15 protein-coding genes and 2 pseudogenes are annotated in these 19,496 nt (G+C 70.0%); 6 read left to right on the forward strand and 11 right to left on the reverse strand.

Going from position 1 to position 19,496, the window contains the following annotated elements:
* Nucleotides 1–46: 46 nt before the first annotated feature.
* On the forward strand, nt 47–1,105 hold the full coding sequence (locus tag NUT86_RS04465; protein ID WP_274733545.1) for an AMP-binding protein: 1,059 nt from the start codon (nt 47–49) through the stop codon (nt 1,103–1,105).
* On the forward strand, nt 1,105–2,466 hold the full coding sequence (locus NUT86_RS04470) for an aldehyde dehydrogenase family protein (protein WP_159491096.1): 1,362 nt from the start codon (nt 1,105–1,107) through the stop codon (nt 2,464–2,466). The genes NUT86_RS04465 and NUT86_RS04470 overlap by 1 nt, the downstream gene beginning before the upstream one ends.
* Nucleotides 2,467–2,511: 45 nt before the next feature.
* Here the strand turns inward: NUT86_RS04470 and NUT86_RS04475 are convergent.
* The 4 genes and pseudogenes from NUT86_RS04475 to NUT86_RS04490 form a co-directional block, all read right to left on the reverse strand.
* Nucleotides 2,512–3,240, reverse strand: a pseudogene (locus NUT86_RS04475) (histidine phosphatase family protein); the annotation flags it as partial.
* A 27-nt stretch (nt 3,241–3,267) separates the two neighbouring features.
* The gene (locus NUT86_RS04480; RefSeq protein WP_159491092.1) at nt 3,268–4,149 is read right to left on the reverse strand and encodes an LLM class F420-dependent oxidoreductase; all 882 of its coding nucleotides are present in this window, start codon (nt 4,147–4,149) and stop codon (nt 3,268–3,270) included.
* A gap of 249 nt (nt 4,150–4,398) precedes the next feature.
* Entirely contained in the window at nt 4,399–5,547 is a 1,149-nt protein-coding gene (locus tag NUT86_RS04485) for a DUF475 domain-containing protein (protein WP_159491090.1), read from the reverse strand.
* A 3-nt stretch (nt 5,548–5,550) separates the two neighbouring features.
* Nucleotides 5,551–5,856 (reverse strand): annotated as a pseudogene (locus NUT86_RS04490) (TerD family protein); the annotation flags it as partial.
* Nucleotides 5,857–6,338: 482 nt separating this feature from the next.
* On the opposite strand from NUT86_RS04490, the gene NUT86_RS04495 reads away from it, so the two are divergent.
* Nucleotides 6,339–7,133 carry a carbon-nitrogen hydrolase family protein gene (locus tag NUT86_RS04495; RefSeq protein ID WP_109887708.1) on the forward strand — a complete coding sequence of 265 codons (795 nt, stop codon included), beginning with the start codon at nt 6,339–6,341 and terminating at the stop codon, nt 7,131–7,133.
* A 99-nt stretch (nt 7,134–7,232) separates the two neighbouring features.
* Here the strand turns inward: NUT86_RS04495 and NUT86_RS04500 are convergent, their stop codons facing one another.
* On the reverse strand, nt 7,233–7,613 hold the full coding sequence (locus tag NUT86_RS04500; protein WP_148588334.1) for an ArsR/SmtB family transcription factor: 381 nt from the start codon (nt 7,611–7,613) through the stop codon (nt 7,233–7,235).
* Between the two features lie 96 nt (nt 7,614–7,709).
* Here NUT86_RS04500 and NUT86_RS04505 point away from each other — a divergent pair, with 96 nt between their 5' ends.
* Nucleotides 7,710–9,686 carry a heavy metal translocating P-type ATPase gene (locus tag NUT86_RS04505; RefSeq protein WP_274733548.1) on the forward strand — a complete coding sequence of 659 codons (1,977 nt, stop codon included), beginning with the start codon at nt 7,710–7,712 and terminating at the stop codon, nt 9,684–9,686.
* 32 nt (nt 9,687–9,718) lie between these two features.
* On the opposite strand, the gene NUT86_RS04510 is transcribed toward NUT86_RS04505, so the two are convergent.
* The 3 genes from NUT86_RS04510 to NUT86_RS04520 are packed head-to-tail and all read right to left on the reverse strand — an operon-like array spanning nt 9,719 to nt 12,689.
* Entirely contained in the window at nt 9,719–10,357 is a 639-nt protein-coding gene (locus tag NUT86_RS04510; RefSeq protein ID WP_159491086.1) for a LutC/YkgG family protein, read from the reverse strand.
* Nucleotides 10,354–11,925 (reverse strand): LutB/LldF family L-lactate oxidation iron-sulfur protein, encoded by a 1,572-nt coding sequence (locus NUT86_RS04515; RefSeq protein WP_266439587.1) that lies wholly within the window; start codon nt 11,923–11,925, stop codon nt 10,354–10,356. Before NUT86_RS04515 ends, NUT86_RS04510 begins: the two co-directional genes overlap by 4 nt.
* Nucleotides 11,922–12,689, reverse strand: a complete 768-nt coding sequence (locus tag NUT86_RS04520; RefSeq protein ID WP_266439586.1) for a (Fe-S)-binding protein — start codon at nt 12,687–12,689, stop codon at nt 11,922–11,924. Before NUT86_RS04520 ends, NUT86_RS04515 begins: the two co-directional genes overlap by 4 nt.
* A gap of 204 nt (nt 12,690–12,893) precedes the next feature.
* Here NUT86_RS04520 and NUT86_RS04525 point away from each other — a divergent pair, with 204 nt between their 5' ends.
* The gene (locus NUT86_RS04525) at nt 12,894–14,567 is read left to right on the forward strand and encodes an L-lactate permease (protein ID WP_274733552.1); all 1,674 of its coding nucleotides are present in this window, start codon (nt 12,894–12,896) and stop codon (nt 14,565–14,567) included.
* Nucleotides 14,568–14,678: 111 nt separating this feature from the next.
* On the opposite strand, the gene NUT86_RS04530 is transcribed toward NUT86_RS04525, so the two are convergent.
* The 3 genes from NUT86_RS04530 to sigK form a co-directional block, all read right to left on the reverse strand.
* Nucleotides 14,679–15,464, reverse strand: a complete 786-nt coding sequence (locus NUT86_RS04530) for a FadR/GntR family transcriptional regulator (RefSeq protein ID WP_159491078.1) — start codon at nt 15,462–15,464, stop codon at nt 14,679–14,681.
* A 138-nt stretch (nt 15,465–15,602) separates the two neighbouring features.
* A complete protein-coding gene (locus tag NUT86_RS04535) occupies nt 15,603–15,893 on the reverse strand; it encodes a zf-HC2 domain-containing protein (protein ID WP_274733555.1) in 291 nt (96 codons plus the stop codon).
* Entirely contained in the window at nt 15,893–16,486 is a 594-nt protein-coding gene (gene sigK / locus NUT86_RS04540) for an ECF RNA polymerase sigma factor SigK (protein ID WP_148588343.1), read from the reverse strand. Before sigK ends, NUT86_RS04535 begins: the two co-directional genes overlap by 1 nt.
* A 460-nt stretch (nt 16,487–16,946) precedes the next feature.
* On the opposite strand from sigK, the gene NUT86_RS04545 reads away from it, so the two are divergent.
* On the forward strand, nt 16,947–19,496 hold the full coding sequence (locus NUT86_RS04545; RefSeq protein ID WP_446750819.1) for a Pls/PosA family non-ribosomal peptide synthetase: 2,550 nt from the start codon (nt 16,947–16,949) through the stop codon (nt 19,494–19,496).

Here is a 19,496-nt window from a genome sequence, read left to right on the forward strand (position 1 = left end):
TGGTGGTGGCCGCCGCCGGAGATCAGTTCTTTCGAGAGGAAAATCCATGGTCGAGCACGCTGGCGGAGAGTTCGTTCGGGAGATGATGCGGTGGCACTTCAGTCCGGAGACCGGGTCACCGTTCTGGCTGAAACGGGCCAAGAACCTCGACTTCGATCCGCTGACCGATGTCCGGGATTTCGACGACCTCGGCTTGTTTCCCAATGTGGTGGACGAGCTGCGCGATATCGGCGTCCGTGAGCTGATTCCTCGTGGCTACGGTGACGAGCACGGGGTGGCCGTCTACGAAAGCGGCGGTACCACAGGCCAGCCCAAGCGAGTGGCGTACGCCGCGGAGTGGCAGCGGGGCAACGTCGAATGGTTCAGTGAGCGACTGGATGCTCACGGCGTACCTCGAAATGTCGACTGGCTGAGTGCGGTTCCCACCGGGCCGCACAACGTCGGAGCAATGGCGGTCGACACCGCGATGATTCGAGGTGGGCTGAACTTCAGCATCGATCTGGACCCGCGATGGGTGAAGAAGCTGCTCGCACAGGGCCGGACGGACGTGGCCGACGCCTACACCGATCACCTCATCGAACAGGTCGGCCACATCCTGGCCGCCCAGGATGTGGGCGTTCTCTTCGCCACCCCGCCGATGCTGGAGCGCCTCGCGCAGCACGACGATCTGGTCGAGTTGGTGAACCGGAAGGTTCGCGCGATCATCTGGGGCGGTACCCATCTGGACGCCGACACCCGGGATCTGCTGCGCGACGAGGTGTTCGGAAACGCCAAGTTCGTCGGCGGGTACGGCGGCACGATGATGCTGGGGACATCGGTGGAGCGCCCCGGCCTCGGCGACGACGAGCCGTGCGTGTTCGACTCCTTCGCTCCGTACACCACATTCCGGGTGATCGACCCCGACACCGGCCAGGTGGTGCCCTACGGCCAGCGCGGGCAGATAGTCGTGCATCACATGAGCCGAACTGCCCTGCTGGTCAACAACATCGAGCGGGACTACGCAACCCGGATCGCACCGATGGACGGCGGCTTCGGTGATGCGGTCGCGGACGTCGCACCCGTGGCGTCCTTCGGCGATACGAAGGTGATCGAGGGCGTGTACTGATGTTGTCCCTGGACGTTCTCGGCCCCGGCGGCCACTATCGGTCCCGGCGCCAGGAGACCATTCGAGATCTTTTCGGAAACCAGGTCGCGACACTGAGTCTCGCGCCCTCGCTCTACATCACCCGCGCGATAAAGGCCCTGCGCCGAGCGCCGGCGCTATCCGTCGACGCACGGATCGCGGCGTTCGCACAGGCGGGCCGGGCTTTCGCCACGCAGTCGATCGCGGGACTGACGCCGGAGGAATACCAGCACACCGTCAGCACCGTCACCGGGATACCGATCACGGTGGTGCGCAATGCCACCGACGAAATCGCGCGGGCCGCCGAGCGGATCCACCACACCGTGGAGAACGCGCGGCCGGCCGCCGCGGTCGGCTCGTGGCGCGATCCGCGGGCTCAGGGCGGTGCGGCGGTGTGGACCCGGCGCGGTGAGGTGTTCGCCGTCCATGCGGCGGGCAATCACCCTGCGGTGCACCAGGGTTGGTTCGATGCCCTCGCGCTCGGCTATCGCGTTGCCGTGCGTCCGTCCCGTCGTGAGCCGTTCACCCCACATCGGCTGATCACTGCCCTGCGCGAGGCCGGTTTCGGCGACGAGGGAATCGCTTTTCTGCCCACCGACCACCACGTGGCCGACGACATCCTCCGGCACGCCGACTTGGGAATGGTGTACGGCGGTGCGGATGTCGTGGGCAAATACGCGGGCGACGGACGCATTCTGCCGCAGGGCCCCGGGCGCTCCAAGATCCTCATCACCGCCGAAACCGAGTGGGAGCCGATCGTCGACACCATCGTGGAGTCGATCAGCAGTGGTGGGGGCGTCGGTTGCGTCAACGCCACCGGCGTACTGGTCGAGGGCGACCCTTCCCCCGTGGCCGCGGCGATCGCCGAACGCCTCGCCGCCCTGCCCAGCCTGCCCGCGACGGACGAACGCGCAGTCCTGCCCGTGATGCCCGTCGGTCCCGCCCGTCGGTGGGACGGGGCTCTGCGGCAGCGGGCAGCGGGCACCAAGGCGTGGCTCGGCGGTGACGGTATCGCCGACGATCTCGGCGATGGTTCCGCGGTGCTCCGGCCGGCGGTGCACCAGCTCGACAGCCCGTTCGCCGAACAGCTCGGGATGGAGTTGGGCTTCCCCTGTGCGTGGGTCGCACCGTGGGACCGCGACGCCGGGATCCGGCCGCTGCGCGACACCCTCGTCCTCACTGCCGTCACCACCGACGAGGACCTGATCGACGCATTGGTGGCCGAGCCGACCATCGCCAACGTCTACGTCGGTGACCATCCGACACCGTGGATGGAGCACGGACTGCCGCACGACGGCTACCTCGCTGAATTCCTCATGCGCACCAAGACAATTCGACGCTGACCGCCGATGGGGCGGTGCCGAGCACCGCCCCATCGGCTGCCGAGGTCAGCGGTGGTCCGTCAGGTGCGAGGTGTCGTTCAGCAATTGCACCGACGCATTCCCCTCGCCGTCATAGGCCACGGCCGACAGCGAGGCCGCCGACAGTTCCATCCGGAACAGCGACGCGGGCGGCGCGCCCAGCGCCAGCCGAACCAGCGTCCGCAACACCCCGACATGCGAAACGACCAACACCGTCTGTCCCTCGTACCGCGCCAGGAGCCGGTTCCGCGAGAGCGCGGCCCGGCGCGCGACCGCGGTGAATGTCTCCCCGGTTCCGCCCGGCACCGCCGCCGCAGAGGCGCGCCACGCTGCCAGCTCGTCCGGGTAGCGCTCGCCCACCTCGGCGAACGTAAGTCCCTCCCAGGCACCGAAGTCCGCCTCGGTGAGCCCTTCGTCGACTTGGACTTCCAGGTCCAGCCGTCGTGCCGCTGTCTCGGCCGTCTGCTGGGCTCGGCGCAGCGGTGAGGACACCACCGCCTGCACCGCGCCGCGTGCCGCGAGCATCCTCGCGGTGGCCTCGGCCTGCCGTCGCCCGGTCTCCGACAACGCCGGATCGGAGCCGCCGCTGCCGGACAACCGCTTCTCCGGTGTCAATGCCGTCTCACCGTGGCGTAGCAGCATAAGCGTCGTGGGGCTTTCCTGGTCGGCGGGCGCGCGATGCCCGCCGGCCGCTCCACCACTAATTCTGGCGCCGATAGGAATCGGGTCACCTCTTTCGGTCACAGCCCCCGTCGCCGGCGGCATTGCGGAGAATTGTGTAGTTCAGCGCAGCGCGGCGATGACCGGCGCGAAGTTCTCCATGTTGTATTCCATGACCGTGAAGTAGGTGAAGCCGTAGCGTTCGCGGCGTTCCTTGATTTGTTGTGCCATATCCGCCGGGGTTCCCGACAACACACTGGGCGGCTCCTCGGAGCCGCGCTCGGCGTCGGGCGGCAACGGCTCGAACCTGTCGGGTACCGCGGTGCGTTCGGCGGGCGGAATCACCTGTTGCACCATGAGATTCAGCTCCACGGCGTCGGCGCGGTCACCGAGCAGTCCGCGCACGTAGGCGACCCGTTCTTCCGTCTGCGCGGCTCCGGCCAGCTGGAGTACATCACCGGTGGTGTTGGCCCAGCCTCCGGTGAGGGCGATGATGTCGGCGTGCGCGGCGGCCAGCCGCAGCAGCCGGTCGCCCCAGCCCCCAATCAGCAGTGGTGGCCCGGACGGTTGGGCCGGACGCGGCTGATATTCCGTGTCCTCAAAGAGACGACGCAACGTGGTGACCGTCTGTTCCAGCTGTTCGACCCGACTTCCGCCGCTGGGGAACGGTATCCCCGCGGTGTCGAACTCGGCCTTCACGTAGCCTGCGCCGAGCCCGAGTTCCATACGCCCGTCGATGAATTGGTCGGTGCTCGCCACGTCACGCGCGAGAAGGACGGGGTTGTAGAACGGTGTGTTCAACACGAACGTACTCAGCCGTACCCGTTCGGTCATTTCGGCTGCGAGCACCATTGCTGGAAACGGCGCGGAGAACTCCAGGTGATCAGCCACTCCGACTACATCGAAACCGAGTTCCTCAGCTCTGCGGCACTTCGCGCTCCACTCGCGTCGCGAACCGGGAACGAACATGTTGACACCGAAGCGGAAGGGGCGCTGTAAAGGCATTATGCCTGTATATCAAACGAAGACTGCTGTCGCCGACCTGACCTTGATCGTCGATCAACACCAACTGCCTCTGATGCTCGGCGGGTTGTTCCTGGGGAGTGGCGCCAGGGCGGGTTCGAGCCCTGGCGCCCTCTCCGTGCCAGTCCCAGCCGCGCACGCCGCCGGAGGTGGCCGAGCCGGCGATGGCGCTGAAGAAGGAGCACCCCGAGCGCACGGCCGCGCAGGTCAGAAGGGTTCTGGCGGCCCGGCTCAGACGCCGGAGGAGACCTCGGCCTTCTCGTTGGACACCGTGTCCGTTCCCTCGGCCGCCGCCAGCTTGCGGTTGCGCCGCACCGAGGAGAAGAAGGACCAGGCGATCAGAACGATGCCGACGAGGCCCGTGATGACCTCGTGGATCTCGTACTGGATGGTGACGAGCAGGATCACGGCGAGGGCGCCGATCGCGTAGTGCGCGCCGTGCTCCAGGTAGACGTAGTCGTCGAGGGTGCCCTGGCGGACCAGGTAGACCGTGAGCGAGCGGACGTACATCGCGCCGATGCCGAGGCCGAGCACCATCAGGACGATGTCGTTGGTGATCGCGAAGGCGCCGATGACGCCGTCGAAGGAGAAGGACGCGTCCAGGACCTCCAGGTAGAGGAACAAGAAGAACGCGGCCTTGCCGGCCATCACGACCGCCGGGACCTTCTTGCCGCTCTTCTTGGCCTCTTCCTCGGCCTCGTGCTCGCGCTCCTCCTCTTCCTCGAGCCTGTTCTCGAAGAAGCCGGAGAGGCCGCCGACGATCAGGTAGGTGATCAAGCCCGCGATGCCGGCGATCAGGACGGTCTCCGTCATGTCCACATGGATGCCGCCGTGCTGGTGGGCGTTGGTGGCGAAGGTCATCGCGGAGACGAGCAGCACGATGAGCGCGATGCAGACGGAGAGCATGTCGACCTTGCCGAGCTTGGCGAGCGGACGCTCCAGCCAGCCGAGCCACTTGATGTCCCGGTCCTCGAAGATGAAGTCAAGGAAGATCATCAACAGGAACGTGCCACCGAAGGCGGCGATCGACGGGTGGGCGTCGGTCACCAGCTGCTGGTACTTGTCCTTGTCGTCGAGCGCGAGCTGTACCGCTTCGATCGGACCGATCTGGGCGCTGATGGCGACGATCACGACCGGGAAGACCAGGCGCATGCCGAAGACCGCGATCAGGACGCCGATGGTGAGGAAGGTCTTCTGCCAGAAGGCATTCATCTTCTTCAGGATCCCGGCGTTGACCACGGCGTTGTCGAAGGACACCGAGATCTCGAGGATGGACAGGATCGCCACGATCCCGAAGCCGGTCCACCCCCCGTAGAACACCGCCGCGACCAGGCCGAGCGCGGTGACCGCGAACGACCAGCCGAACGTTTTCAGAAGCACTGGCTACCCAATCGTTTTGTACGGGGCTCCCCCGCGCCGTACCTGGCTTTGCGAAACATTGACCCCGAAGTCTAGAGCGATGCCTCGCAGCCCTGACACATACCCCAGGCCAACGGCGCGGAACTTCCACTCGCCGCCGTGCCGGTAGACCTCGCCGAAGATCAACGCCGTCTGCGTGGACGCCTCTTCGCTGAGGTCATAGCAGGCGAGCTCCTGGCCATCGGCCTGGTTCACCACGCGGATGAACGCGCTGCTGACTTGGCCGAAAGTCTGCCCGCGGTTGTCGGCGTCGTGGATCGAGACCAGGAAGCCGGCAGAAGTCCCGGGACGAACTGCCCGCCCGCGGCTGACGCTGCCGCGCCCCCCAACTCACCTACGAACGCGGGAGATCCACGTGACATCACCGTATCCGGTGCGGACATCCGCGCAGAACCGCCCGTCCGCGAAGAACTGCCCGTCCGCCGCGAGCCGGCCGCCCGCCATGAGCCGGGGCGCCGCAGTCCTCGTCGGGGCGCCGGCGCTCCTCCGCGACCGGCCCGCATCTCCACGGCCCAGGCCGCGTCACTGAGGTGGCCGGGACCGCCGTGGTCCCGCGTGGACGTGCCGCCGGGGCGGAGTCCGGCGCACGATGATGAGGAGGAAGAAGAGGAGGAGTACACCCGCCTGACGGCCGGCGCCGGGTGGCCGGCAGGCAGGATGGTCAGGGGTGCGTCCGGCGCGGGAGACGGGCCGGGGCGGCGCCCCGTACCAGGCCAGAAGAGACCGAGCGGCACGAGAGAGAAGAGATCCGCATGCGTATCGCGCTGTGCCAGATGACGGCATCGACCGATCCGAAGGAGAACCTCGCGCACGTCCAGGACCAGGTCCGCCGTGCGGCGCGCGAGGAGGCCCGGCTGGCGGTCCTTCCGGAGGCGGCCATGGTGCGGTTCGGGGCCTCGCTCGGGCAGGTGGCCGAGCCGCTGGACGGGCCGTGGGCGGAGGGCGTACGGGCGGTGGCCCGGGAGACGGGTGTGACGGTGGTGGCGGGCATGTTCACCCCGACGCCCGACGGGCGGGTGGCCAACACCCTGCTGGCCACCGGGCCCGGGGTCGAGGAGTCCTACGACAAGATCCATCTGTATGACGCCTTCGGGTTCCGGGAGTCCGACACGGTTGCCCCGGGCACACGCGTGGTGACCATCGATGTCGACGGGGTCCGGGTGGGCCTGGCGACCTGCTACGACCTGCGGTTCCCCGAGCTGTTCCGGGCGCACGCCGATGCGGGGGCAACGGTGTCGGTGCTGCCCGCTTCCTGGGCCGCGGGGCCGGGCAAGCGCGCACAGTGGGACCTGCTGGTACGGGCGCGCGCCCTGGACGCGACGGTCTGGCTGGCGGCCGTCGACCAGGCCGCCCCGGATCCGCAGGCCGATCCGGAGGCCCCCACCAAGACACCGACCGGCGTCGGGCACAGCGCGCTGATCGGCCCCGACGGGACCGTACGCGCGCAACTGGGCTCCGCGGCGGACCTGCTCATCGGGGACGTGGACACCGAGGAGACCGCCCGCGTACGGCGTGCGGTGGCGGTGCTGGACAACCGGACCCTGTAGGGACCGGGCGGGGAGGTCGAGCGGCCGGGAGGATGCGGCGGCCGTCGCCCGGAGGTGGCCGTCGAGGGCGGCACAGGCGGGCGTGGCCTCCCCGGCCCGTCAGCCGTGCACGGCGTCCGCCGTCCCTGACGGGGTGTCACGGATACCGAGTCGCAGATGCTCGACGTGGAAGAGGGCCTGGTCGAGGAGTTCGGCGACATGGTGGTCGTAGAGGGCGTAGACGATCGAGCGGCCGTTGCGTTCGCCGGTGACCAGGCCGAGGTTGCGCAGCAGCCGGAGCTGATGGGAGCAGGCGGACTGCTCCATGCCGACGGCGGCGGCGAGGTCGCCGACCGCGCAGGGGCCTTCCTGGAGGCGGGCCAGGATGTGCAGCCGGGAGGGGGTGGACAGGGCCTGGAGGGTGGCGGCGACATCGGCGGCTCCCACCGCGTCCAGGCGCTCGCGGGTCGTAGTGCGGTGGTCATCCATTCCGTGGCCCATAAGGGCCATCCTAACGACGATAAATGAAGACCTCTTCATTTGTTCCGGTACGGTGGTGCCCCTGTCGTTCCCCCGCCCGCGAAGGGTTGTTCCGTCATGCCTTCTGCCGTGCTGCAGCGTCCGCCCCAGACCTCCACGACGCGCCCGGGTGCCCCACGCCGCACCCGGGTCCTCGCGCAGGCCGAGGCCCGCTGGGCGGCCGCCGCCACCCTCGCGTTCCTCCTCGCGCTGCTGCTGCAGCTCACCGGAGCACCGGCCTGGGTGTGGGGACCGCTGTACGCCGTCGCCTATGTGACGGGGGGTTGGGAGCCGGGCTGGTCCGGACTGCGGGCGCTGCGGGAGAAGACCCTGGATGTGGATCTGCTGATGATCGTCGCCGCGCTCGGGGCGGCCGCGATCGGCCAGGTCCGGGACGGTGCGCTGCTGATCGTCATCTTCGCCGTCTCCGGTGCCCTGGAGGCGCTGGCCACCGCCCGCACCCAGGATTCGGTGCGCGGTCTGCTCGATCTCGCCCCGAGCACCGCGACCCGGCTGGCCGACGACGGCAGTGAGACGACCGTGGCCACCGCGGACCTTGTCGTGGGCGACACCGTCCTGGTCCGTCCGGGCGAACGGGTCGGCGCGGACGGCCGGGTACTGGACGGGATCAGCGAGATCGACCAGGCCACCATCACCGGTGAACCCCTGCCGGTGACCAAGGAGCCCGGTGACGAGGTGTTCGCCGGCACCCTCAACGGCACCGGCGCGCTGCGGGTCAAGGTCGAGCGCGACGCCGACGCCTCCGTCCTCGCCCGGATCGTGGCCATGGTCGCCGAGGCGTCCGAAACCAAGGCGCCTACCCAGCTGTTCATCGAGAAGGTCGAACAGCGTTACTCGGTCGGCATGGTGGCCGTCACCCTCGCCGTCTTCGCGATCCCGCTGGTGTTCGGCGCGGATCCGGCTCGTTCCCTGCTGCGGGCGATGACCTTCATGATCGTCGCCTCACCGTGCGCGGTGGTGCTGGCGACCATGCCGCCGCTGCTGTCGGCCATCGCCAACGCCGGACGGCACGGGGTGCTGGTCAAGTCGGCCGTCGTCATGGAACGCCTGGGCCAGGTGGACACCGTCGCACTCGACAAGACCGGCACCCTGACCGCGGGCACCCCGCAACTCACCGCGATCCGCCCGCTGTCCGGATCGGGGGCGACCGAGGAGACCCTGCTGACCCGGGCGGCCGCGGCGGAGCACGGCGGCGAACACCCCCTGGCCCGTGCGATCGTGGCCGCCGCCCGCGCCCGCGGTCTGGTCCTGCCCGCCGCCGGGGAGTTCACCGCCTCCCCCGGCACCGGCGTACGGGCCACTGTCGACGGAACACGTGTCGCGGTCGGCGCCCCGGCCCGGCTGCTGCCCGACGGCGATCCGGCCGCCGCGGAGGCCGGCGCCCTCGTCAGCGAGCTGGAGGAGGCCGGGCACACCGCCGTACTGGTCCTGTGTGACGGGGTGCCGGCCGGGGTGCTGGGCCTCGCCGACCAACTGCGCCCCGACGCGGCGGCCACCGTCACCGGCCTCAGGTCGCTCACCGGACGGACGCCGACGCTGGTGACCGGCGACAATCCGCGCGCCGCCGCCCGGCTCGCCGCCGCGGTCGGCATCACGGACGTCCGGGCCGGACTGCTGCCCCAGGACAAGGTCGGTGCCGTCCGTGAACAGGAGGCGGCCGGGCACCGGGTGCTGGTGGTGGGTGACGGGGTGAACGACGCTCCGGCGCTGGCCGCCGCGCACACCGGGATCGCCATGGGCCGGGCCGGTTCCGACCTCGCCCTGGAGACCGCCGACGCGGTCATCGTCCGGGACGAACTCACCTCCGTGCCCGCCGTGATCGCGCTGTCCCGCACGGCCCGCCGGCTGGTCGTCCAGAACCTGGTGCTCGCGTCGGTGTTCCTCTCCGGTCTGGTCCTCTGGGACCTGATCGGCGATCTCCCGCTGCCCCTGGGCGTCCTCGGCCATGAGGGCTCCACCGTCGTCGTCGGCCTCAACGGCCTGCGGCTGCTGCGCGAAGCGGCCTGGCGGCGGGCGGCGCAGCAGGCCCGGTAGATCAGTCGGTCCCGAGGAATGCCACCGGCCGCTCACGCATCGGTGCGGATCACCACCACCAGTGTGCGCGGGCCGTGCACCCCCTCCACCCGCTCCAGTTCGATGTCGGAGGTGGCCGAGGGGCCGCTGATCAGCGTGATCGGGTGCTCCGGTGTCAACTGCGCGACCGCCTCCGGCACACCGGTCCGCACCGATGACAGGTCGACGACACAGACATGCAGATCGGGGACGAGGGTCAGTGCGCGCCGGCCCTGATCCGCCGCGGCACCGTCCAGGAAGATCGTGCCGGTCTCGGCGCAACTGACGGCCGAGGCCGTCACCACCCCGTCCAGCGCATCGAGCCGGGGCGCCGGAACGTCAGCGGAATCCGTCACCGTCTCCCCGTCGTACCCGGCCAGCCAGGCCGGATCGAGCCCCGGCGGGACCCCGGTCCTCCGTGCACCGTGGGCCCGCAGCACCTCGGCGAGCACCGCCGCGGTGGTTCCGGCGGTGCAGGTGCGTACCTGCGCCCGGTAGTCGACGAGCCGGTCGACGAAGAGGGCGAGCCGCTCCTCGTCGGGGAGGGCGCGGCCGGTGCGATAGGCGCGGGGGACGGTCACCTCGGGCCCGTCGGAAAGGGTCAGGGCGTCGCGGACACGGCGGAGCACCGTGTCCCGTGCGGTCGCGGTCACGAGTCCTCCTGCGGAGCGTCGTCGGTGTGCCGGGCGCCTTCCGCCGCCGCGGCCCGCATCGTGGCCGCGCCCTCGGCGGAGGCGAACCAGGAGCGGAAGGACTGCCGGGGCGGGGCGGGCGTGTCACGGCTGTCGCTCCAGCCGTTGAGCGGTGGTGGCAGACGGGAGAGGGTGCCGTCCCGCCCGGCCAGCACCCGTCCGAGCCCTGCCGCCTTCTGCGCGGTGGTGAACAGTCCGGGCCGCTTCATGACCGTGGCCGCGGCCTTCATCGCCAGCTTCTCCGCGGTCGTACCCGACTGCTCGGTGTGCTGATGCCGCAGCTCGACGAGGAGCGACGGAATGTCGATCTTCACCGGACAGGCGTCGAAGCAGGCCCCGCACAGGCTGGAGGCGTACGGCAGCGAGCTGTTGGGATCGTCCTTGGCGCCGTGCATACCGGCCAGCTGCGGGGTGAGCACCGCGCCGATCGGGCCGGGGTACGTCGATCCGTAGGCATGGCCGCCCGTCCGCTCGTACACCGGGCAGACGTTGAGACAGGCCGAGCAGCGGATGCAGTTGAGCGCCGCGCGACCGATCCGGTCCGCGAGCGCCGCGGTCCGCCCGTTGTCGAGCAGTACGAGATGGAACTCCTGCGGGCCGTCGCCCGGTGTCACACCCGTCCACAGCGAGGTGTACGGGTTCATCCGCTCACCGGTCGAGGAGCGCGGGAGCAGCTGGAGGAAGACCTCCAGGTCCTCGAAGCGTGGCAGGACCTTCTCGATGCCCATGACGGTGATCAGCGTCTGAGGCAGCGTCAGACACATCCGGCCGTTGCCCTCGGACTCGACCACCGCCAGGGTGCCGGTCTCGGCGATCCCGAAGTTGGCGCCGGAGACTGCCACCTTGGTCGTCATGAACTTCTCGCGCAGGAAGGTGCGCGCCGCGGCCGCGAGCCGGGCGGGGTCGGCGTCGAGTGCGGGGTCGACGCCCGGGATGTGCCGGAGGAAGATCTCCCGGATCTCGTCACGGTTGCGGTGGATCGCGGGCACCAGGATGTGCGACGGCCGGTCGTCGGCGAGCTGCACGATCAGCTCGGCCAGGTCGGTTTCGAGCGCCGCGATCCCCTGGCTCTCCAGGTGCTCGTTGAGGCCGATCTCCTGTGTGGCCATCGACTTGACCTTGAGGATCTCGTCGCTGCCGGTGTCCCGTACCAGCCGGGTGACGATCTCGTTGGCCTCGACGCCGTCCCGGGCCCAGTGGACGGTGCCGCCGCGCTCGGTGACCTTCCGCTCCAGCTGCTCCAGCAGCTCGGGCAGCCGGTTCATGGTGTCCGTCTTGATCGCCGACCCGGCGTCGCGCAGCTGCTCCCAGTCGGGCAGTTCACCGGTGACGGCCAGGCGCTTGGCGCGGATGGAGTGGGTGGCCTTGCCCAGGTTGCGGCGCAGTTGTTCGTTGTCCAGCTCGTCATGGGCGGCCCGGGGGAAGGTGCGCTCACCGCGCAGATGCCCCGTCCCGTACGGGGAGCGCGGGGGGACGGCCGGCATACCGAGGAAGGTGCCGTTCGTCGCGGGGCCGGTCGGACTGCTCATCGGGCGGCCTCCGTCAGGACGTGGGGCACGGTGCGGGTGGAAGCGAGGATCTGCGCCAGGTGCAGGGTCCGGGTACCGGCCCTGATGCGCGAAAGACCGCCGGCGATATGCATCAGACAGGACGAGTCGCCCGCCGTGCACACCTCGGCCCCGGTGCCGGTGATGTGACCCATCTTGTCCCGCAGCATCGCGGTGGACGTCTCGGCGTTCTTGACCGCGAAGGTGCCGCCGAAGCCGCAGCAGACGTCGGCCTCGGGCAGCTCCGCCAGGTCGATGCCCTCGACGGCGCGCAGCAGCCGCAGCGGTTTCTCACCGACCCGGAGCATCCGCAGCGAATGGCAGGTGGGGTGGTAGGTCACCCGGTGCGGGAAGTACGCGCCGACGTCCGTCACGCCGAGGACGTCGACGAGGAACTCGGACAGCTCGTACGTCTTGGTCCGTACGGTGGCCACGCCGGCGCGGAGGGCCGCGTCCCCGTAGCGTTCGGCGACGTCCTGGTGCTGATGGCGGACCGAGCCCGCGCAGGAGCCCGACGGCACCACCACCGCCTCGATCGAGGGGTCGCCGAACTGTTCGGCGAAGTTCCGCACCAGCGGCACCGGTTCGCGCTGATAGCCGGTGTTGACATGCATCTGGCCGCAGCAGGTCTGCTGCGGCGGGAAGACCACGTCATGGCCCAGACGGGCCAGCAGGACCGCGGTGGATTTCACCGCCTCCGGGAAGAGCGTGTCTCCCAGACAGGTGGCGAAGAGTGCGATGCGCATAGAGCCTCCCTGGCGCTTATGGTCCGACCATACTCGCTTCGAACCGAAGAAGAAAAGTAAGGACGCAGTTTGGTCCGACCTTATTGACATGCGACATCTTCGGTGGGCTACTGAGGACCTTCGCCAGCCACACGGCGCCGCGATGGCCGGGGACGGGACGTTCACGACGGCCGGGCGGCGCGCAGACTCGATGAGGAGCACTCCGTGGCCACCACTCCGCCCGCTGCCCTGGCGGCCTACACCCCCGACGTGGCCGCCGTCGGGGACAGCCTCACCACCACCGCCCTACTGGGCCTGATCCCCCTGGCGGCCTTCTTCCTGCTGCTGATGGCGGCCAAGCGCTCCGCACTGCACTCCGCCCTCGGCGCCCTGCTGGCCGCCCTCCTGGTCGCGGTCCTCGGCTACGGAATGCCGCTGCGGCTCGGCGCGCTGTCCGCCGCCCAGGGCCTGGCCTTCGGCCTGTTCCCGGTGATGCTGATCGTCGTGTCGGCCATCTGGTTCTACGAGCTCACCGTGGTCAGCAACCGCTTCGACGACCTGCGCCGCTGCTTCAACTCCGTCGGCCGCGGCGATCTGCGCATCCAGGCCATGCTCATCGCGTTCTGCTTCGGCGGGCTCCTCGAAGCCCTCGCCGGCTTCGGCGCGCCCGTCGCGATCACCGCCGCCATGCTGATGGCGCTCGGACTGCCCCGGCTCACCTCGGCCGTGACCGTCCTGGTCGCCAACACCGCGCCGGTCGCCTTCGGCGCCATGGCCATTCCCATCACCACCGCGGCCAACCTCACCGGCATCCCCGCGGAGTCCCTCGCCGCGGTCATCGGCCGGCAGAGCCCGCTGCTCGCCCTCTTCGTTCCGCAGCTGCTGCTCTTCATCGTCGACGGGTGGCGCGGCCTGCGGCAGCTGTGGCCCATCGCCCTGGCCACCGGGGCCGTCTTCGCCCTGGCCCAGTTCTGGTGCTCGTCCCACTTCGCCTACGAGCTCACCGATGTCGTCGCCGCACTCGCCGGCTTCGGCGCCGCGGTGGTCATGCTGCGCTTCTGGAGCCCCACGACGCCGGACGACCAGCGCTCCCAGGTCGGGGCCGAACGGCTCACCCGCCGCCGCACCGTCCTCGCCGTGCTGCCGTACCTCCTGGTCATCGCGGTCTTCGCGCTCGCCAAGCTCGACCTCGGCGGACTCGACATGCCCGCACTGCTCGGCTCGCTCGCCGTCCAGATCGACTGGCCGGGCCTGTACGGCAGCCTCCTCGCCCCCGACGGCTCCCCCGCGGGCAGCGCGGTCTACAAGCTGGAGGTGCTGGGCAATCCCGGCACCCTGCTGATCCTTTCCGGGCTCCTCGTGATGCTGGTCTACAGCCGCGCCAAGGACGCCGACCGCTACCCGATGACCGCGCGCATGGGCCTGACCTGCGCCGGGCGCACCGTGAGGAACATGCGCACCGCCATCGCCACGGTCGCCACCGTGATGGCCCTGAGCTACGTCATGAACCAGTCGGGGCAGACCCTCGCCATCGGCACCTGGCTCGCCGCCGCCGGCGGACTCTTCGCCCTGCTCTCCCCCGTCCTCGGCTGGCTCGGCACCGCCGTCACCGGCTCGGACACCTCGTCGAACGCCTTGTTCGCCACCCTCCAGCAGACCGCCGGCAAAACCGCGGGCCTCGACCCGACCCTGCTGGTGGCCGCCAACACCACGGGCGGTGTGGTCGGGAAGCTCATCAGCCCGCAGAACCTGACCATCGCGGCCACCGCGGTGGAACGGCCCGGCACCGAGCGGATCCTGCTGCGCAAGGTCGCCGGATACAGCGTCGCGATGCTGGCGGTCCTGTGCGTCCTGGTGTTCCTGCAGTCGCTTCCGGTGCTGTCCTGGATGCTGCCGTAGGTGTGCGGGAGGGGGCGGCCGGGCCGCTCCCTCCCGCCCCGCCGCGGGCGGGCTCGGGCTCGGGCTCGGGTGCCATGACCTCCCCGGCCGCTTCCCGCCCGACGGCGCCGCCTAGCGGTCCGTGGCCGCCCGGCCCTCGTCCCCTTGTGCCTCCGCCTCTTCCTGCTCCTGCGGTGCGTTCTCGTCGACCAGCCTGCCGTGGAAACCGCGGATATGCGCCTCGGCCAGATCGGCGGCCTGTGCGCCCTTGCCCGCCCGCACCAGCCGCAGCAGCTCGGTGTGCTCGGCGTTCAGCGCCTCCGCCGTGGCCGGCCAGTCCTCCGCCGTCTCCAGCGCCCGCAGGATCAGCGGACGCACCGACTCCCGCACCGCCGAGGTGAGGGTGGAGGTCAGCTGGTTGCCCGAGCTGCGCGCGATGGCGACATGGAACCGGGTGTCCAGGTCGTTGAAGTCGGCGGCCGCCACTCCCGGCTCCCGCATATGCCCCAGGAGCGTTTCCGCCTCGTCGAGGTCCGCCGCCGAAGCGTGCTCCGCGGCCGCCTCGAAGCTGGAGCGCTCCAGGACCACCCGGGCCTCCAGCACATCGTGCAGGCGGTAACTGCCCAGGGCGAAGTGCAGGCGCAGCAGCCGGCCCAGCGCATCGTCCGGGTTCCGTACGATCCGCGCCCCGGCGTCCGGCCCGCGCCCGGCCTGGGCGACCAGCACCCCGATCGTCTCCAGCACCCGCAGCGCCTCGCGCAGCGCGGACCGGCTGACGCCGAGGACCGGCGCCAGCTCGCGCTCGGGCGGCAGCCGGTCCCCGGCCTTGAGTTCTCCGGCGAGCACCCGCTCCTCGATGCGCTCCAGCACGAGCTCATGTGTGCGCGACTGCCGCACAGGTCGCCATTCGGCGGTCATCCCCAACTCCCCGGCTCGGCCTCATGCCCCGTGCAAAAACTATGTCACACAGGGCGTGTGGTCGGACCACACTGCCCGGGGGCCGGGAGGGCGCGGCCGCCTGGCCGAGGGCACCGCATGCGCCCGCCGCGCTGCCGGTCAGACCTCGAGGTCCAGTCGCGGTCCCTCGCGCCGGGACGGCTCGCGGCGGAGCAGATGCTCCTGGGCGGTGGTCGCGATCCGTGCGAGGACCCGCTGTCGCAGCGCATCGGGCGGGGTCACCGCTTCCGCGTCGGCCAGACACGCGACGGTGGCCTCCAGGTCGGCGACCTCCCGGGTGCAGGCGTCACAGCCGGCCAGGTGGTGCGAGAAGGCGGCCGCCTCCTCGGGCGGAAGGGCGTGCAGGACGTACGCCCCGACCGCCTGGTGCGGATCCTCGACGGCAGACATCAGCGGCCTCCCAGACAGACGCGCAGTCTCCGCAGGCCGGTGCGCATCCTCGTTTTCACCGTGCCCGCGGGGGTGGACAGGGCCTCGGCGACCTCCGCGTAGGTCAGCCCCTGGTAGTAGGCGAGGACCAGCGGCAGGCGCTGGGTGTTCACGAGGCCGGCCAGACAGCGGTACACCTGGGCCCTCTCCTCCCGCTCCTCGACGGCCTCCACCACCTCGTCGAACGCGGTCTGGTGGGACAACTGCGCGGCCTTGCGCTCGCGTTCCACACCGGCCCGCACCGACCGCACCCGCTCCACCGCCCGCCGGTGGGCCAGTGTCAGGACCCACGACTTCGCGGCACCGCGGTCAGGACGGAACCGGTCGGCCTTCCGCCATACTTCGAGCATCACGTCCTGAGTCACCTCTTCAGCCTGCGCCTCGTCACGCAGGATCCGGTAGGCCAGGCCCATCACGGGCACCACGAGGGCGTCGTACACGCCGACGAACGCACTCTCGTCACCCTGGGCGACCCGCACGAGCAGACCGTCCACGCGACGGTCCGCGGCAGACCGCTCCGGGGGCCGGGGCCCCTCGGACGCGGTGTGCGAAATGCGCCTCACAACGTGTCGAACCGTCCCCTCGTCCGTCTGGTGTGGACCGTGTTTTCGGGATGGAGTGCGCGGGGCGCGTGGTCACGCACCGGCCGCGCTCTCCCAGGCTGACGCCCCCTCACGGAGAACGCAGCCGGTCGGCGCCCGTTCGGCTGAGTGGGCCCCCGGCCGGGCCCCCGCCCCTTGACTCCTCGCCCGCCGGGCGCCCTCGCGCGCGGGACTCGGAACCAGCGCCCGGACAAGGGCCGGTAAGGGGCACGAAGTCGCAGGTCATCCCGGCTTTGGAGCTCTTGCGCAAGGGAACGGGGCAACTCCCGGAAGCAGAAAAATCCCCATTGATGAATCCACACCGGTCCGGGCCTCGAATACACGTTAGGAACTGCCCGTGCGACGCGGACCGAGCGCCTACGGGACCGAAGTGCCGGACGACAGCGGCCGGCGCTTCTTCAGGGAGGCCGCCATGGTCGGAAAGCCGGTCGAAGAACTGACCTCGTATCCGGAGGAGTCCTCAGCCGGCCGGTGCGGTGTGGACGCCCCCGCCCCCGATGTCGAGGGCGCCCTCGCCGCAACACTGGCCGAGGTCATGGGTACGGGGCAGACGCCGGTGGACCGGCACTTCTTCGACGACCTGGGCGCCGACTCCTTGGTGATGGCACATTTCTGTGCGCGGGTCAGGAAGCGCGCCGACCTGCCGCCGGTCTCGATGAAGGACATCTACCGGTATCCGACGATCAGGGCGCTGGCGACGGCTCTGGCGGACTCCACACCGTCCTTCCCGGCCGAGGCCCCGCCCCCGGCCCCAGCCGCGGCCCCGGCGCCCCCTCCGGCCCCGGCCTTCGCGGGCACCCCCCGGTACCTCCTGTGCGGAGCGCTGCAGCTTCTGACGTTCCTCGGGTACTCCTGTCTCGTCGCGGTCCTCACGGCCTGGGGCTATGAGTGGATCGCCGCCGGGACGGGTCTGTTCGACAGCTATCTGCGGTCGGTCCTGTGGGGCGCGGCCGGTCTGCTGCTCCTGTGTGCTTTTCCGGTCCTGGTGAAGTGGGTCCTCATCGGGCGGTGGAAGCCCCAGCAGTTCCCCGTCTGGAGCCTGCCGTACGTCCGCTTCTGGGTCGTCAAGACACTGATCCGCGCGAACCCGCTGGTCGTGTTCGTCGGTTCGCCGCTCTACACGCTCTACCTCAGGGCACTGGGCGCGAAGATCGGGCGAGGCGTCGCGGTCTTCTCGCGCAATGTGCCGGTGTGCACCGATCTGCTGGCCGTCGGCGACGGCACCGTCATCCGCAAGGACTCGTTCCTCAACTGCTACCGGGCACAGGCCGGGCTGATCGAGACGGGCGCGGTGGTCCTCGGGCAGAACGTGGTCATCAGCGAGGCCACTGTGCTCGACATCGACACCGCGCTGGGCGACGGGGCCCAGCTCGGCCATGCCTCGTCCCTGCACAGCGGGCAGATGGTGCCTGACGGCGAGCGCTGGCACGGCTCACCGGCACAGCGGACCGGAACCGAGGTGGACTTCCGCGCCGTGGACCCGGCGGTGTGCGGTGCCGTGCGCAGGACGGTGCACAGCTTCCTGCAGCTGGCGACCCTGCTGCTCCTGTACGTGCCGCTGGCGGTCGGCGGCGTGGGCATCCTGCTGGCCGAGGCACCGCAGCTCTCCGCGGTCCTGGAACCCGGCCCCACGGCGCTGACCCACGGGACGTTCTACGTGGACGCCCTGGTGGTGTCCTTGCTCTTCTTCGCTGCCGTGCCCCTCGGCCTCCTCTTCCAGGCCACGGTCCCCCGGCTCCTCAGCCGGACCATCACGCCGGGCAAGGTCTATCCGCTGTACGGCTTCCACTACGGGGTGCACCGGCTGATCGCCCTCACGACCAACCGGAAGTTCCTGATGCGCCTGTTCGGCGACAGCTCCGCGATCGTGCACTATCTGCGCTGCCTCGGTTACGACCTCTCCCGGATCGAACAGACCGGGTCGAACTTCGGCACCGAGGTCAAGCACGAGACGCCGTACCTGAGTTCCGTCGGGAGCGGGACGATGGTCGCCGACGGCCTGTCGGTCATGAACGCCGACTTCTCGGACACGTCCTTCCGTGTCTCCCGGACCTCGATCGGACCACGCAACTTCCTCGGGAACCGGATCGCCTACCCCTCGCGGGGAAAGACGGGCGACAACTGCCTGCTCGCGACGAAGGTCATGGTCCCGGTCGACGGCGAGGTCCGGGAGGGCGTCGGGCTGCTCGGCTCACCCAGCTTTGAGATCCCCCGCTCGGTCCAGCGGGACAGCACCTTCGACCAGCTGAAGAACGGCGCGCAGCTGAGCCGCCACCTCGCCGCCAAGAACCGGCACAACGCCGCCACCATGGGGCTCTACCTCCTGGTGCGGTGGCTCTACTTCTACTGGTTCACCCTCCTCGTGGCGGTCTCCGCCGAGCTCTACGACTCCCTCGGCGCCCTGGCGATCGCGCTGGGCAATGTGCTGGTCCTGCTGTCCGGTGTCGTCTACTTCGTGCTGGTCGAACGGATCGTGACGGTGTTCCGTCCCCTGGTCCCGCTGTTCTGCTCGATCTACGATCCGCGCTTCTGGCGGCGGGAGCGCTTCTGGAAGGTGCCCGCGGAGACCTATCTGCTGCTCTTCAACGGCACCCCGTTCAAGAACCTGATCTGGCGGCTGCTGGGGGTCCGCATCGGCAGCAAGGTCTTCGACGACGGCTGCTATCTGACCGAGCGGACCCTGGTCGCCATCGGGGACGGCTGCACCCTCAACGCGGGGAGTGTCGTCCAGTGCCACTCACAGGAGGACGGCACCTTCAAGTCCGACCGCAGCACGATCGCAGCGGGCTGCACGCTCGGCGTCGGTGCCTTCGTCCATTACGGCGTGGCCATGGGTGACGGGGCGGTGCTCGCGCCCGACTCCTTCCTCATGAAGGGCGAGGCCGTCCCGCCCGACGCGCACTGGGGTGGGAATCCTGCCCGGCAGATCTGCGGCCGGGACGCCGGCGAGGGATGGAGGTAG

The organism is Streptomyces sp. G7(2002) (genome assembly GCF_028870195.1).
Lineage (GTDB): Bacteria > Actinomycetota > Actinomycetes > Streptomycetales > Streptomycetaceae > Streptomyces > Streptomyces nigrescens.

Coding starts and splice junctions, on each gene's coding strand:
- NUT86_RS04465 (WP_274733545.1), top strand. CDS start 47: ATGGTCGAGCACGCTGGCGGAGAGTTCGTTCGGGAGATGATGCGGTGG.
- NUT86_RS04505 (WP_274733548.1), top strand. CDS start 7,710: ATGCCTTCTGCCGTGCTGCAGCGTCCGCCCCAGACCTCCACGACGCGC.
- NUT86_RS04520 (WP_266439586.1), bottom strand. CDS start 12,689: ATGCGCATCGCACTCTTCGCCACCTGTCTGGGAGACACGCTCTTCCCG.
- NUT86_RS04535 (WP_274733555.1), bottom strand. CDS start 15,893: ATGTCTGCCGTCGAGGATCCGCACCAGGCGGTCGGGGCGTACGTCCTG.
- NUT86_RS04470 (WP_159491096.1), top strand. CDS start 1,105: ATGTTGTCCCTGGACGTTCTCGGCCCCGGCGGCCACTATCGGTCCCGG.
- NUT86_RS04545 (WP_446750819.1), top strand. CDS start 16,947: ATGGTCGGAAAGCCGGTCGAAGAACTGACCTCGTATCCGGAGGAGTCC.
- NUT86_RS04480 (WP_159491092.1), bottom strand. CDS start 4,149: ATGCCTTTACAGCGCCCCTTCCGCTTCGGTGTCAACATGTTCGTTCCC.
- NUT86_RS04515 (WP_266439587.1), bottom strand. CDS start 11,925: ATGAGCAGTCCGACCGGCCCCGCGACGAACGGCACCTTCCTCGGTATG.
- NUT86_RS04495 (WP_109887708.1), top strand. CDS start 6,339: ATGCGTATCGCGCTGTGCCAGATGACGGCATCGACCGATCCGAAGGAG.
- NUT86_RS04500 (WP_148588334.1), bottom strand. CDS start 7,613: ATGGGCCACGGAATGGATGACCACCGCACTACGACCCGCGAGCGCCTG.
- NUT86_RS04530 (WP_159491078.1), bottom strand. CDS start 15,464: ATGACCGCCGAATGGCGACCTGTGCGGCAGTCGCGCACACATGAGCTC.